This is a genomic window from Rhodoferax lacus (assembly GCF_003415675.1).
GTDB lineage: Bacteria > Pseudomonadota > Gammaproteobacteria > Burkholderiales > Burkholderiaceae_C > Allorhodoferax > Allorhodoferax lacus.
Window position 1 is genome coordinate 1 of sequence record NZ_QFZK01000003.1, and the last position, 13,597, is coordinate 13,597.

Sequence of the window (13,597 nt, forward strand, 5' to 3'; positions counted from 1 at the left end):
CAGCCGCTGCCGTCCTGGAGCGTGAGTTTGGTACCAACACGGCCTTCGTGGACAACACCCACAACGACAGGGGCTGGGGCCCGCGCACCTTCAAAAACTTCAAGGCCGCAGCCGATGAGGCAGCCGCCTCACGCCTGTATGCCGGCATCCACTACCGCTTCGCCATCGAAGGCGGCAAGCCGCAGGGGCAGTGCGCTGCCCAGGCGGTGTTGGCGCTGAAGTTCAAGCCCTGATTTGCGCCCATTCGCGCGGCACCCGTACCACCCGAGCAAGAACGCATGTCAAACGAAAATCAATCCTTGAATGGCGCCGTTGGCGGTGCCATGGTCAACGCCATGGAGGGCGCCGCCCTGGGGGAGGCCATTTACCGCAGCCAGAATGGCGGGCGCCCGTCCTCCATGAGCATGCTGCTGGCGAAATGTTTTGTGTTGTGGCTGGTGGGTTTGGCCATTTACGGTGCCTACGATTTTGCGAGCAGCAAGTACCGGGAGCACGTCACCCGGCAAAAGCTGCAGGCGGAACTGGAGGCCCGCAAGACGAGCGCCCAGAATTTGGCGGACAACAACCTGGCCCTGGCCCAGCATGAAAAACGCATCCGCGGGTTTGCCGGGTCCACCGTGTATGGCAATGCGTCGCCCGGGGGCAAGGGCAGTGCGGGCGTGTGGACCAGTGCCGGCACCTGGCAGGGCACGGTCAACTGCGGCGGTGAAAAGTATGGCATGCGGCTGATGCTGCGGCCCGAGGCCGGCGCCCTGCAGGGGCTGGTGGTCCTGTTCCCTGCCATGATCCGCAAGGACTCTGCGGATGCGTATTGGGCGTTTGACGTGAGCGCTTCTGAACAGGGAAAGAACCTCCAGATCAAGGCCGGGGACCGGGTCCAGGGAAAGCCGCGCTTCCAGCCCTTTGATGCCGAGGCCTTGTTGTGGACCTCCATCACGCCGGATCTGGTGCTGGGGGACAAGGGCAGCTGCCATGGCCACCTGTACGGAATGGTAGACCCGAAGGCCTTGAACCAGTACGTGAAAATACCGTCCGGTCCCTACCCCCGGCTCTCGGGCACCTGGGAGGGCAGCTACACTTGCAGCCAGGGGCCAACCGGCCTGACGCTCAATCTCTCATCCCTTGCCGACTCGGTCACGGGTACCGTGGCCTTTCACCCCCTGCCCGGCAAGACCGGCCCCACGGGGTCTTACACCGTCAGCGGCAGCTACGACAAACGCAAGCTGGTTCTGAAAAGCGGGGAATGGATAGAGCGGCCCGAGGGCTACTCCATGGTGGACATTGCCATCGATTCCATGGACGAGGTGAAGGGCGTGATGGCGGGCAAGATTCTGTTTCAGGGGTGCGGAAAAATGTCCGCGCAGCGCGCCTGACCCGGCGCAGGCTCAGCGCATCACCAGCGCCAGCGCCGCAAAGTCCCCCACGCGCTCGCCCAGCCCGGCGGGCACGATCTCCAGACCATTGGTGAGTGCGGGCAGCTTGCCATGCATGAAGGCCTGCAGGCGCGGCAGCAGGTAGTCCTGGTTGTGCCAGAACACACTGCCGCCCAGGGCAATGCGCTGCAGGTCCATGAGCGCGGTGATGTTGAAGAGGGCGCGGCCCATGACATGGCACAGCGCATCAATGATTTCTATGGCGCGGGCGTCGCCCGCCCGCGCGGCCGTGAACAGCGCCGAGGCATCGGCATAGCCTTGCGCGGCAAAGCGCCTGGCAATGGCGTTGCCTGCTACCAGCGCTTCCACATCGCCCACCAGGCCGCAGCCGCACAAGGCCTCATCGTTGTCAGACACAAAGATATGGCCGCCGTGCCCTGCATTGCCGTTCTTGCCGCGCAGGATGTGGCCGTCCACGCACAGGCCCATGCCGATGCCGGTGCTCCAGGTCACATAGGCACAGTTGCGCAGGCCCTGCAGCGCGCCCCAGCGGCGCTCGGCTTCCAGGGCCCCCACGCCGTCGTTTTCCACGCGCACGTTCTTGAAGGCCGCGCGCAGCGGTGCCTCCAGCAGGGCGCTCATCCAGTCATTGGGCAGGCCGCGCGCTTTGCCGGCCAGGCCGCCGCAGATGTTGGGTGCGGCCAACTCCACCAGGCCGTCGTTGAGCACAAACGGGCCGCAGGACGAGACGCCCACCGAGCCCACGCTGGACAGCGGAATGCCGGCCAACGCGCAGCTCTCGCCAATCATGCGGATGATTTGCTGGGCCAGGGCGTCGTTGTTGCCTTCCTTGGCAGTGGGCTCGGACACCTTGCCGCTGATGCCGCGGTGGTCGGCCATGCTAATGGCCACCTTGGTGCCGCCTATGTCCACACAGGCCAGGGGAGGGCTGCCCACGGGCAAATGAATGGTTGCGTCCAGTGTTGCTTGGTTCATGCTTGTCTCTTGTTGTCTTGCGTTGTCTTTTTTTTGACTGGTTTATTGTCGTCCGTAGTCGTCCTGCAGGCGCTCGATATCGTCTTCGCCCAGGTAGGCGCCAAACTGCACTTCCACAATTTCAACTGCTTCCTGTGTCAGGTTGGCCAGACGGTGCACCTGGCCCAGCGCGATGTCGCAGTGGCCGCCCACGCCCAGCTCAAACACGCGCTCGCCCAGGGTGACCTGGGCGGTGCCCTGAACCACCACCCAATGTTCGGCGCGCCGGTGGTGGCGCTGCAGGCTGATCTGCTGGCCAGGGTTGACGCCGATGCGCTTGATCTTGTTGCCGGCCACCTCGGACACGGTTTCAAACCAGCCCCAGGGGCGCTGGGTGCGTTCAATCGTGTGGGTGCGTGTGGTGCTGGTCATGCTGGTCAAAAATGAAGTTGCAATGCTAACGCATGACGTGTCTTTGAAAGCGCTTTCTTTTTGCCGGATCTTCAATTCGTTCGGGTTACTGCCGGGTTACCTGCCACAGGCGCTGCGCCAGACACGTTACAGGCGGTGTGTGCGGTCGCCGTGGGCAAAACCCAGGGCCTCGAACAGCGGGCCTTTGACCAGGCCTATAACCTTGAACAGCTCGCCCATCTCGTGTTCCAGAATCAGCTTTTGTGCGGCCACCCGTTCGGGCAGGGGGGCGTTTTGCATCAGGTCCACCAGGCCGCAGTTCATCAGGAAGTGCGCTTGTGTGGTGTAGCCCAGCACCTCCAGCCCGGCGTCCTGTGCGGCCACGGCCACGCCGGTGAAGTTCACATGGGCGGTGATGTCTTTCAGGCCCACGGCCTGCAGCGGATCGGCGTCGGCCTGGTGGGCGCGGTGGCACATCACCGTGCCCATGTGGCGCTGCGGGTGGTAGTACTCGGCTTCGGGGAAGCCGTAGTCCAGGAAGAACAGGGCGCCACGCTCCAGCCGCTCGGCCAGGGTGCGCACAAAGGCCTCGGCCTGGGGGTGGACCTCGGTCAGGTAGTCGTGTGGGCCCTCAATGTCCAGCGGTGGGTGCAGGCTGGTGGGGCGGTCCGCCCAGACCCAGGCGCCGTCCTGCAGCGCCACGCCGCGCTCACTCCACAGCCCTTGTGTGCGCGCCAAGAGTTGCACCGGCATGGCGTCCAGCACCTCGTTGCCCAGCACCACGCCCTGCATGCGCTCGGGCAGGGCGGCAGCCCAGTGCGCCACCTCCAGGTGTTCGCGCAGGGCGTGGCGCTGGCGCTCTTTGAGGCTGTCGGACAAATCCACAATGGTGTAGCGGTCCACGCGCTGGCCCATGGCTTTCAGTGCCGTCAGCAGTTGCAGGGCCAAGGCGCCGGTGCCCGCACCAAACTCCCAGATTTCGAAGCACTGGGTTGCATGCATGGCTTGGGCCACCTGTTGCGCCAGGGCGTAGCCAAACAGTGGCGTCATCTCGGGTGCGGTCACAAAGTCGCTGCCCGCGCCCTGCACACTGCCATCCGTCTGCCGCGTGCCCTGGGGCAGGGTGCCGAACTTGGTGGAGCCATTGGCGTAGTAGCCCAGGCCGGGGGCGTACAGGGCCAGTTCCATGAAGCGATCGAATCCCAGCCAGCCACCGGCTTGCTGCATCTCGGTGGCCATGCGCGCGTGCAGCGCGGCCACCAGGCGAGTCGCCTCGGTCGAAGCCAGGGATATAGGGGGGGTGGGTAAACTCGGAGCTGTTGTCATATCGCGCTGGATTGTCCCCCAATGTCTGCTTCTGCTCCCCACACTGTGTTGCCCCCTGTTGTTCTGGTCACCGGCGCTGCCAAGCTGCTGGGGCGAGAGATCGCCCTGCTGCTGGCCGAACAGGGCTGGCGCGTGGCCGTGCACTACCGCGACTCCGTAGAAGAAGCGCGCCGCACCGTGGCCGATTGCTCTGCCCTCACACCCGGCGCGCAAGCCCTGCGCAGCAACCTGGGCAACGAAACCGCGGTGCGCAACCTGCTGCCCGCGGTGATCGAGGCCTTTGGCCAGGTGGATGCGGTGGTCAACTGCGCCACCACCTTCGAGCACGACACCGCTGCCAGCTTCAGCTTTGCCGCCATGGAAAAGCACATGCGCAGCAACACCGGTGCGGCCATTTTGCTGAGCCAGGCCCTGCACACCCACATCAGCCAGCGCCGCAAGCGCCAACCGGAGGCCACCGGCGCGGTGGTGAACCTGCTGGATCAGAAGCTGCGCAACCAGACGCCGGACTTTTTGTCCTACAGCCTGTCCAAGGCTGCTTTGGGTGCGGCCAATGCCGTGCTGGAGCTGACCCTGCAGCCGCTGCTGCGCGTGGTGAGCGTGAGCACCGCTCAGCAAGCAGCCGCCGCACTGCAGCCGGTGCACCCCGCTACAACCCCTGCCACCCACCATGCTTAAGCGCGTTCTCATCACCGGCGGCGCCCAGCGTCTGGGCGCACTGCTGTGCCGCACCTTTGCCCACGCCGGTTGGGAGGTGTGGTGCCACTACCAGCACTCGGGCGATGTGGCCCATGCCCTGGTAGAAGAGTTGCGCAGCGCAGGCTTTGCCGCCTATGCAGTGCGGGCCGATCTGCGGGTGGAGGCCCAGCGCGCCTCCATGCTGGAGCAGGTCGTGGCCCAGGGCGGGGCTTTGCATTGCCTGGTCAACAACGCCTCGATGTTTGCGGAAGACCGTGCCACCGGTCTGGACATGGATCTGGTACGCAGCCAGCTCGAAGTCAACCTGATTGCGCCCCTGTCGCTCTCGGCACTGGTGGCCGCGCGGCTGCCGCCCGATGCACAGGCCGGCGACTGCAGCATCATCCATGTGCTGGACCAGAAGGTGTTCAACCTCAACCCCGATTACTTCAGCTACACCGTCTCCAAGCTGGCCCTGGAGCGCAGTGTGGCCCTGCAGGCCCAGGCCCTGGCGCCGCGTGTGCGCGTGTGTGGTGTGGCACCCGGCCTGATGTTCATCAGCGGGCCGCAGACCCAGGACAACTTTGAGCGATCGGGCAAGGTCAACCTGATGCAAACCGCGTTGGACCCGCAGCGCGTGGCCCAAAGCGTGCTCTTCCTGGCCGAAAACCCCTGCATCACCGGCGTGACGCTGGCTGTCGACAATGGACAACATCTGGTCCCTTTGACACGCGATGTGATGTTTGCCCTTGCCGACAATGGAACTCCCGCAACATGACCCTTGACCCCCGTACCGACCCCTTAAGCCGGCTGATCCTGTCGTGCCGGCGCATCTTTCTCAGGGACCATGCGGTGTCGGTGCAAATCGGCGCCCACGACTTTGAGAAGGGCCAGCCCCAGCGTGTGATTTTCAATGTGGAGCTCTTTGTGCCCTATGCCGAATCCACCCCCCAGACCGACAGCCTGTCGGAAGTGGTGGACTACGACTTTGTGCGCGAAGTGATCGCCCGGCGCGTGGCCAGCGGCCATGTGGACCTGCAGGAAACCCTGTGCGATGACCTGGCCACCCGCATGCTGGAGCATCCGCAGGTGTGGGCGGTGCGGCTGTCGAGCTGCAAGCCCGACGTGTATCCGGACAGCGCGGGGGTGGGGGTTGAGGTCTTCCGTATGAAAGAAAACACATGAGCCAAGTCAGCGCAAACAAATCCACCGGCAACCAGACCCTGACCCTGACCGGACTGCGCTTTGACGCCAGCCTGGGGATTCTGGAGTCTGAGAAAATCGAGCCGCAACCCATCCAGGTGGACGCCGAGTTGTGCCTGGGCTGCCAGCCGCTGCTGCCCGAAGACGATGAAATCAACCATGTGCTGGACTACCGCAAGGTGCGCCAGCTCATCATCGACGAGTGCACCTCCGAGCATGTGAACCTGCTGGAGACGCTGATTGGCAAGCTCAGCCACCGCCTGATGCAGCTGCCCGGCGTGGTGGGTGCGCGGGTGAAGATTGCCAAGCTCGAAATATTTGACGATTGCGAGGTCGCCATCCGCATGGAAACCGGACACTGGGCCACTGTGCCGCAAGGAGATTTACGATGAGTGCTGTCTGGGTCGAAGACGAGGCGCCTGCAGTCTCTGCAGACAAGCAGATGAAGATCGAGCGCGAAACCCACAAGCTCGAGAAGCGCCTGTGCCGCCAGGTGGGCCAGGCCATCATGGACTTCAACATGATCGAGGAGGGCGACCGCGTCATGGTCTGCATGTCCGGCGGCAAGGACAGCTACGGCATGCTCGACATCCTGCTCAAGATGCAGCAGCGCGCGCCTATCAAGTTTGAACTGGTGGCCGTCAACCTGGACCAGAAGCAGCCCGGCTTCCCCGACCACATCCTGCCCGAGTACCTGAAGAACCTGGGCGTGGAGTACTACATTGAGACGCAGGACACCTACAGCATCGTCAAGCGCAACATCCCCGAAGGCAAGACCATGTGCAGCCTGTGCAGCCGCCTGCGCCGGGGCATTCTGTACGGCGTGGCCAGGAAGCTCCAATGCAACAAGCTGGCCCTGGGCCACCACCGCGACGACATGCTGCAGACCTTTTTTCTGAACATGTTCTTCGCTGGCAAGCTCAAGGGCATGCCGCCCAAGCTCACCAGCGACAACGGCGAGTTTGTGGTGATACGCCCGCTGGCCAACGTGGCCGAAAAAGACCTGGTGCGCTGGGCCACGCACCGCCAGTTTCCCATCATCCCCTGCACCCTGTGCGGCAGCCAGGAAAACCTGCAGCGCGTGCAGATCGGAAACATGCTGCGCGAGTGGGAGAAGAAGTATCCCGGGCGCACCGAGACCATGTTCACCGCGCTGCAAAACGTGGCGCCCTCGCACCTGATGGACCCCAAGCTGTTTGACTTCAAGGGTGTGTCTGCCACCGGTGTGGAGGACGAAGAAGGTGACAAGGCCTTCGACGCCGAGGAATTCACCGCGCCCACCCTGCCGGGCCTGCAGGTGGTGGCGGCCTGACCATGACCGCCTTGACACGCTGCCTTGCTCGCATACCGGGTCGCACACTGGCCATGGCCGGCCTGGCCCTGCTGTGCGCCGCCCTCACGGGCTGCGCCTTGCCGCGCATGATTGACAGCGACGTGCAGAGTTTCACGGCAGCAGTGCCTGCGGTGCGCCCGGCGCTCTACCGCTTTGAGCGCCTGCCCTCGCAGAGCGCATCCGTTGCCCAGGACCAGATCGAAGCGCTGGCCGCGCAGGCCCTCGCCAAGGTGGGCCTCACACCCGCGCCGCTGGTATCGGGTGCCATTGCCGGCACCGCTTCCGCCGCGCCCAGTGCGCGCTATGCGGTCCAGGTCAGCGTGAACATCACGGCCATGGTGTCGCCTTACCCGCAGGTCGCGGTGGGCAGTTTTTGGGGTTCCCGTGGCATGCACCACCGCAGCAGCCTGGCCCTGTCGCTGGAGCCCACCTGGTACCGCCATACCGTGCGCTTTCTGTTGCGCGACAGCGCCACCGGCCAACTGGCCTTTGAGACCACGGCCAGTTTTGATGGCCCCTGGGCCGACAGTGGCAACCTGCTGCCGGTGATTCTGGATGCCGCACTGAACGGCTACCCGACACCCCCCGCAGGTCCGCGCAAGGTGGTGATTGAGCTGCCGGGCCAGCCGCCCGAAGCACCCGAAGCACCCGGAACGCCTTAGTGTCCGGCGCCACCCGCATCATCGCCGTGCGCCATGGCGAGACCGACTGGAACGTGGCTACCCGCATCCAGGGCCAGATCGACATCGGCCTGAATGACAAGGGCCGCTGGCAGGCCGAGCGCGTGGCCGAGGCTCTGGCCGATGAGGCATTGGATGCCATCTACTCCAGCGACCTGTCGCGCGCCCATGCCACCGCGCAGGCCATTGCGGCGGCCCAGCCCGCGCTGCATGCCCCGGTGCAAACCCACACGGGATTGCGCGAGCGCGGCTTTGGCAAGTTCGAGGGCCACACCTATGCCGCGATTGAAGCGCAGTGGCCCGATGAGTCCCGGCTTTGGAAAATCCGCGATCCGCACTTTGCCCCCCTGGGCGGCGAGAGTCCGGTGCAGGTGATGGCCCGTGTAGGCCACACGGTGAACGACATTGCCGCGCGCCACCCGGGAGAGCAGATCGTGCTGGTGGCGCATGGCGGCGTGCTCGACATGCTGTACCGCCTGGCCACGCAGCAAAGTGTGAGTGCTGCGCGCACCTGGGAACTGGGCAACACCGCCATCAACCGCCTGCTGTGGACACCCGAGGCGCTGACGCTGGTGGGCTGGGCCGATACCCGGCATCTGGATGGCGAGGAGCGCGACGAGTTCGGGGCCTGAGGGCGTATTGGGCATACAAAGTCCTTCGCAAGCCCCGCGCCTGCAGGGGGGTGCGCAGGAGGGGCAAGGGCGAGCTCCTCATGGTGGAGTACCACAAATCGTCGCCCGCCCTTGCCCCTCCTGCTCATAGGAGCGTTGCTGCTCTGAAAAGGTAAGAACCAGACCGGCTAGTGCGCACCATTCGGCGCACGTGCAGAAAACGTTGCGCACTCCAGGGGTCGCGCGGGGAGGGGATACGCCGGGCGCCGATTTGTGCTCGCACCATGAGGTGCCCGGCGTATCCCCTCCCCGCGCAGCGCGCAAAAACAAAACATCCAGCGAACCACAAGACCTCACGCCAAACAGGCCTTGCCCAATGTGTTCACAAAAATGGTAGTTTGTGTTTACTCAGGGTTTACCCCTTATCGATATACTGAAATCACCTTGATGCGCAACACCTGTTGCAACTTCTCGCAATTTTCCAAGCCGGGGCCACGTGGCCCCGATTTCATTCCCTGGGGGTTCAATATGCATGCATTGAAAAATGCCACGGTTTCCTTTTTGCGTCGCGCAGACGCCCATCTGCTGATGCTGGGCGCAGCCGGTTTGCTCGCCGCTTGTGGCCAGTCGGCCGCACCGCCTGCCGCTGCGGGCAACCAGGCTCCGCCGCCGGCCCAGGTGGGTGTGGTCACCGTCTCGCGCGCCACCGTGGGTTTGCAGACCGAGCTGCCAGGACGCACCGAGGCCTCGCGTGTGGCGCAGGTGCGGGCCCGCGTTGCCGGTATTCTTGAAAAGCAGCTGTTCCGTGAAGGCTCCGAAGTGCGGGCCAACCAGACCCTGTTCCAGATTGATGCCTCTCCCTACAAGGCCACGCTGGCGGGCGCCCAAGCCGCCCTGGCCCGTGCCGAGGCCAACCTGACCCAGGCCCAGGCCCAGGCCGAGCGTTACAAGCCGCTGGCCGAGGCCAATGCCATCAGCAAGCAAGAAATGGTGGCCGCCGTGGCCGCCCAAAAATTGGCCGAGGCCGATGTGGCCGCAGCGAAGGCTTCCATCCAGAGCGCCCAGATCAATGTGGGTTACGCCACCGTCACCACGCCCATCTCCGGTCGCATTGGCCGTGCGCTGGTAACCGAGGGCGCACTGGTAGGGCAGGGAGACGCCACACCGCTGGCGCTGGTGCAGCAAATCAACCCCATGTATGTGAACTTCACCCAGCCAGTGGCCGATGTGCTGCGCTTGCGTGCAGCCATTGCCAGCGGAGCACTCAAGTCCGCCGGGGGGGCCGATGCAGCCCAGGTGCGCATCGTGCTCGATGACGGCAGCGTGTACCCGTTGGCGGGCAAGCTGCTGTTTTCCGACCTGAGTGTGGATCCGACCTCGGGCCAGATTACCCTGCGTGCCGAGGTGCCCAACCCCAAGGGCGTGTTGTTGCCGGGCATGTATGTGCGCGCGCAGTTGCAGCAGGCCGCCGTTGCTGGCGCCATCCTCTTGCCGCAGCAGGCGGTGCAGCGTACCTCCCAAGGTGACAGCGTGAAAGTGGTGGGTGCCGACGGCATGGTGGAGACACGTACGGTCAAGGTCGGTTCGGGCAAGAACAACCAGTGGGTGGTTCTGAGCGGACTCAACGACGGCGAGCAGGTGGTGGTGGATGGCTTCCAGAAGATGCAGGGCAAGGCCCCGGTCAAGGGCGTGCCATGGACCCCGCCGGGTGCAGCGCCTGCCGGTGGCACGGCCAGCGCCCCTGCGGCGGTTGGTAGTGCCCCTGCGGCAGCAACCAGTGCCCCTGCGGTAGCGGCTTCCGCTGCGGCCAAACCGTAAGAGGCCCGCACCATGGCGCGTTTCTTTATTGACCGGCCCATCTTTGCATGGGTCATTGCCCTCTTTATCGTGGTGGCCGGTGCCGTGTCCATCCGGCAGTTGCCCGTGGCCCAGTACCCCTCGGTGGCGCCACCCTCCATCGTGGTGTCTGCTGCCTACCCCGGTGCGACTGCCACCACGCTGGAAAACAGCGTGCTCTCGGTCATCGAGCGCGAGATGAATGGTTCGCCCGGCCTGCTCTACATGGAGTCGGTGGCCCAGGCCGATGGCAGTGGCTCCATCAAGCTCAGCTTTGACCCCAGCACCAACCCCGACCTGGCGCAGGTGGATGTGCAAAACCGCCTCAGCCGCGCCGCGCCGCGCCTGCCCTCGGTGGTGACGCAAAACGGCGTGCGCGTGGACAAGGCGCGCTCCAACTTTCTGCTGTTTGCCATCCTGTCGTCGGACAACCCGGACTTTGACCCGGTGGCGCTGGGCGACTATGCCTCGCGCAACATCCTGCCCGAAATCCAGCGCGTGCCCGGCGTTGGCCAGGCCCAGCTGTTTGGCACCGAGCGCGCCATGCGCATCTGGATAGACCCGGCCAAGCTGGTGGGCTACAAGCTCTCCAGCGGTGACGTCACGGCAGCCATCGCCGCGCAAAACGCCCAGGTCACCTCCGGCACCATTGGCGATTTGCCCAATCTGCCCGGCCAGTCGATTTTTGCTGCGGTGGTGGTCAAGGGCCAGCTGACCTCGGCCGAGCAGTTTGGCAACATCATCCTGCGCGCCAATGCCGATGGCTCCAGCGTGCGCCTGCGCGATGTGGCGCGCATTGAGCTCGGCGCCCAGTCCTACGGCACCCAGGCGCGCCTGAACGGCCAACCCTCCAGCGGCATCGGCGTGCAGCTGTCGCCCAGCGGCAATGCGCTGGCCACGGCCAAGGCCATCCGCGTGCGCCTGGATGAACTCTCCAAATTCTTCCCGCCCGGCGTGAAGGCCACCATTCCCTACGACAGCTCCAAGTTTGTGGAAATTTCCATCCGCCAGGTGGTGGAGACGCTGCTGGAGGCGGTGCTGCTGGTGTTCCTGGTGATGTACCTGTTCATGCAGAACATCCGCTACACCATCATCCCCACGCTGGTGGTGCCCATCACCCTGCTGGGTACCTTTGGCGTGCTGCTGGGCCTGGGCTACTCCATCAATGTGCTCACCATGTTCGGCATGGTGCTGGTGATCGGCATTGTGGTGGACGACGCCATCGTGGTGGTGGAAAACGTGGAGCGCATCATGAGCACCGAGGGCCTGCACCCGCTCATGGCCACCCGCAAGGCCATGGGCCAGATCTCGGGCGCCATCATCGGCGTGACCGTGGTGCTGGTGTCGGTGTTTGTGCCGCTGCTGTTCTTCAGCGGCTCGGTGGGCAATATCTACCGCCAGTTTGCGGTGGTGATGCTCAGCGCGATTGTGATCTCGGCCTTCATGGCCCTGTCGTTCACACCGGCCCTGTGCGCCTCCATCCTGAAACCGGTGCAAGCAGGTCACCACCATGCCAAGAGCGGCTTCTTTGGCTGGTTCAACCGCGGCTTCAACAGCGTCACGCACGGCTACGAGGGCTGGGTTGCGCGTATCCTCAAGCGCACCGGCCGCTTCCTGGTGATCTATGCCGTCCTCATCGCCTGTGTGGGCCTGCTGTTCAGCCGCCTGCCCAGTTCCTTCCTGCCCAATGAAGACCAGGGCACCATTCTGGTCAACGTGCAGCTGCCCCCGGGTGCCACCGTCAACCGCACCAGCGGCGTGATGACACAGGTGGAGCAGTTCATGCTCAAGCAGCCCGAAGTCGCCGACATGGTCAGCGTGCTGGGCTTCAGCTTTGCCGGCAGCGGCCAGAACGCGGCCCTGGGCTTTATCACCCTGAAGGACTGGAAGGAACGCGCCGGTGCCGCAAGCTCCGCGCAGTCCCTGGCCGGGCGCGCCTTTGGTGGCCTGATGGGCATCCGCGATGCCTTCATCTTCCCGCTCTCGCCGCCTCCCATTCCGGAGCTGGGCAGCTCCAGCGGCTTTGCCTTTCGCCTGCAGGACCGCGGCGGCATGGGCCACGAGGCCCTGCTGGCAGCGCGCAACCAGTTGCTGGGCATGGCCGCACAAAGCAAGCTGCTCAAGGGCGTGCGCCCGGACGGTCTGGAAGACGCCTCGCAGTTGCAGCTCAACATCGACCGCAACAAGGCCAGTGCCCTGGGCGTGAACTTCACCGCCATCAACAGTGCTATCTCCACCGCGCTGGGCTCCAGCTATGTGAACGACTTCCCCAATGCCGGGCGCCTGCAGCGTGTGGTGGTGCAGGCCGATGCGTCCACCCGCATGCAGGCCGATGACCTGCTGCGCCTCAACGTGCTCAACAGCACGGGCCAGGTGGTGCCGTTCTCGGCCTTTGCACATACCGAGTGGATCACCGGCCCTATGCAGACCATCCGCTACAACGGCTTCCCCACCATGCGCCTCTCCGGTGAACCCGCAGCGGGCCAGAGTACCGGTGTGGCGATTGCCGAAATGGAACGCCTGGCCGCGCAGTTGCCCGCAGGCTTTGCCTACGAGTGGACCGGCCAGACCTACGAAGAAAAGCTCTCGGGCTCTACTGCCGCCATCCTGTTTGCCTTCTCGCTGTTGGCGGTGTTCCTGTGCCTGGCAGCCCTCTATGAGAGCTGGTCGATTCCCTTTGCCGTGATTCTGGTGGTGCCCCTGGGCATGCTGGGCGTGGTGCTGGCCGCGCACCTGCGCGGGCTGGAGAACGACATCTACTTCAAGGTGGGCCTGATCACCATCATTGGCCTCTCCGCCAAAAACGCGGTGCTGATCATCGAGTTTGCCAAGGACCTGGTGGCGCAGGGCATGGACCTGGTGGAGGCGGTGCTCAAGGCCGTGCACCTGCGTTTCCGCCCCATCCTGATGACTTCATTGGCCTTCATCCTGGGCGTGGTGCCTTTGGTGCTGGCCAGTGGTGCGGGCTCGGCCAGCCAGCGCGCCATTGGTACCGGTGTGATGGGCGGCATGATCACCGCCACTGCCCTGTCGGTGTTCTTTACGCCGGTGTTTTTTGTGGTGGTGCGCCGCATCTTCAAGGGCAGCGAGCGCCAGCGCCGCATGTACGCCCACGAGAAGCAAGAGGGTGAACTCGCCGCCCCCGTGGCTGTGGAACCGGATTGACCGCTA

The 13,597-nt window shown here is 64.6% G+C and carries 14 protein-coding genes; 11 read left to right on the forward strand and 3 right to left on the reverse strand.

Annotated features, from left to right (window positions below):
* A partial coding sequence (locus DIC66_RS23070) for a phosphatase PAP2 family protein (protein WP_199534677.1) occupies positions 1-233 on the forward strand: 233 nt, incomplete at its 5' end.
* Positions 234-278: 45 nt separating this feature from the next.
* Complete coding sequence (locus DIC66_RS06160; protein WP_147321250.1) at positions 279-1,373, forward strand: hypothetical protein; 1,095 nt, start codon at positions 279-281, stop codon at positions 1,371-1,373.
* A 12-nt stretch (positions 1,374-1,385) separates the two neighbouring features.
* Here DIC66_RS06160 and DIC66_RS06165 read toward each other — a convergent pair whose 3' ends face one another.
* The 3 genes from DIC66_RS06165 to DIC66_RS06175 all read right to left on the reverse strand — a co-directional run bounded on the left by DIC66_RS06165 (position 1,386) and on the right by DIC66_RS06175 (position 3,998).
* Positions 1,386-2,369, reverse strand: coding sequence for an ROK family protein (locus DIC66_RS06165; protein ID WP_117175150.1), 984 nt, complete (start codon positions 2,367-2,369; stop codon positions 1,386-1,388).
* 42 nt (positions 2,370-2,411) lie between these two features.
* Complete coding sequence (locus tag DIC66_RS06170) at positions 2,412-2,780, reverse strand: phosphomannose isomerase type II C-terminal cupin domain (protein ID WP_117175152.1); 369 nt, start codon at positions 2,778-2,780, stop codon at positions 2,412-2,414.
* Between the two features lie 126 nt (positions 2,781-2,906).
* Entirely contained in the window at positions 2,907-3,998 is a 1,092-nt protein-coding gene (locus DIC66_RS06175) for a class I SAM-dependent methyltransferase (RefSeq protein ID WP_117175858.1), read from the reverse strand.
* Between the two features lie 132 nt (positions 3,999-4,130).
* Between DIC66_RS06175 and DIC66_RS06180 the strand changes: the two genes are divergently transcribed.
* The 9 genes from DIC66_RS06180 (at position 4,131) to DIC66_RS06220 (ending at position 13,591) form a co-directional block, all read left to right on the forward strand.
* Positions 4,131-4,763, forward strand: coding sequence for an SDR family NAD(P)-dependent oxidoreductase (locus tag DIC66_RS06180; RefSeq protein ID WP_233505807.1), 633 nt, complete (start codon positions 4,131-4,133; stop codon positions 4,761-4,763).
* Complete coding sequence (locus DIC66_RS06185) at positions 4,756-5,541, forward strand: SDR family NAD(P)-dependent oxidoreductase (protein ID WP_117175156.1); 786 nt, start codon at positions 4,756-4,758, stop codon at positions 5,539-5,541. Before DIC66_RS06180 ends, DIC66_RS06185 begins: the two co-directional genes overlap by 8 nt.
* The gene (locus tag DIC66_RS06190; protein ID WP_117175158.1) at positions 5,538-5,948 is read left to right on the forward strand and encodes a dihydroneopterin aldolase; all 411 of its coding nucleotides are present in this window, start codon (positions 5,538-5,540) and stop codon (positions 5,946-5,948) included. The genes DIC66_RS06185 and DIC66_RS06190 overlap by 4 nt, the downstream gene beginning before the upstream one ends.
* Positions 5,945-6,358, forward strand: coding sequence for a dihydroneopterin aldolase (locus tag DIC66_RS06195; RefSeq protein WP_117175160.1), 414 nt, complete (start codon positions 5,945-5,947; stop codon positions 6,356-6,358). Before DIC66_RS06190 ends, DIC66_RS06195 begins: the two co-directional genes overlap by 4 nt.
* Positions 6,355-7,278 (forward strand): tRNA 2-thiocytidine(32) synthetase TtcA, encoded by a 924-nt coding sequence (gene ttcA / locus DIC66_RS06200; protein ID WP_117175162.1) that lies wholly within the window; start codon positions 6,355-6,357, stop codon positions 7,276-7,278. The genes DIC66_RS06195 and ttcA overlap by 4 nt, the downstream gene beginning before the upstream one ends.
* A 2-nt stretch (positions 7,279-7,280) precedes the next feature.
* Entirely contained in the window at positions 7,281-7,961 is a 681-nt protein-coding gene (locus DIC66_RS06205) for a DUF4136 domain-containing protein (RefSeq protein ID WP_147321251.1), read from the forward strand.
* Entirely contained in the window at positions 7,961-8,611 is a 651-nt protein-coding gene (locus DIC66_RS06210; RefSeq protein WP_117175166.1) for a histidine phosphatase family protein, read from the forward strand. The genes DIC66_RS06205 and DIC66_RS06210 overlap by 1 nt, the downstream gene beginning before the upstream one ends.
* A gap of 507 nt (positions 8,612-9,118) precedes the next feature.
* Positions 9,119-10,408 (forward strand): efflux RND transporter periplasmic adaptor subunit, encoded by a 1,290-nt coding sequence (locus DIC66_RS06215; protein WP_117175168.1) that lies wholly within the window; start codon positions 9,119-9,121, stop codon positions 10,406-10,408.
* Positions 10,409-10,420: 12 nt separating this feature from the next.
* Positions 10,421-13,591: an efflux RND transporter permease subunit gene (locus tag DIC66_RS06220; RefSeq protein WP_117175170.1), complete on the forward strand. Its 3,171-nt coding sequence runs from the start codon at positions 10,421-10,423 to the stop codon at positions 13,589-13,591.
* The last annotated feature ends 6 nt before the right edge of the window (positions 13,592-13,597 follow it).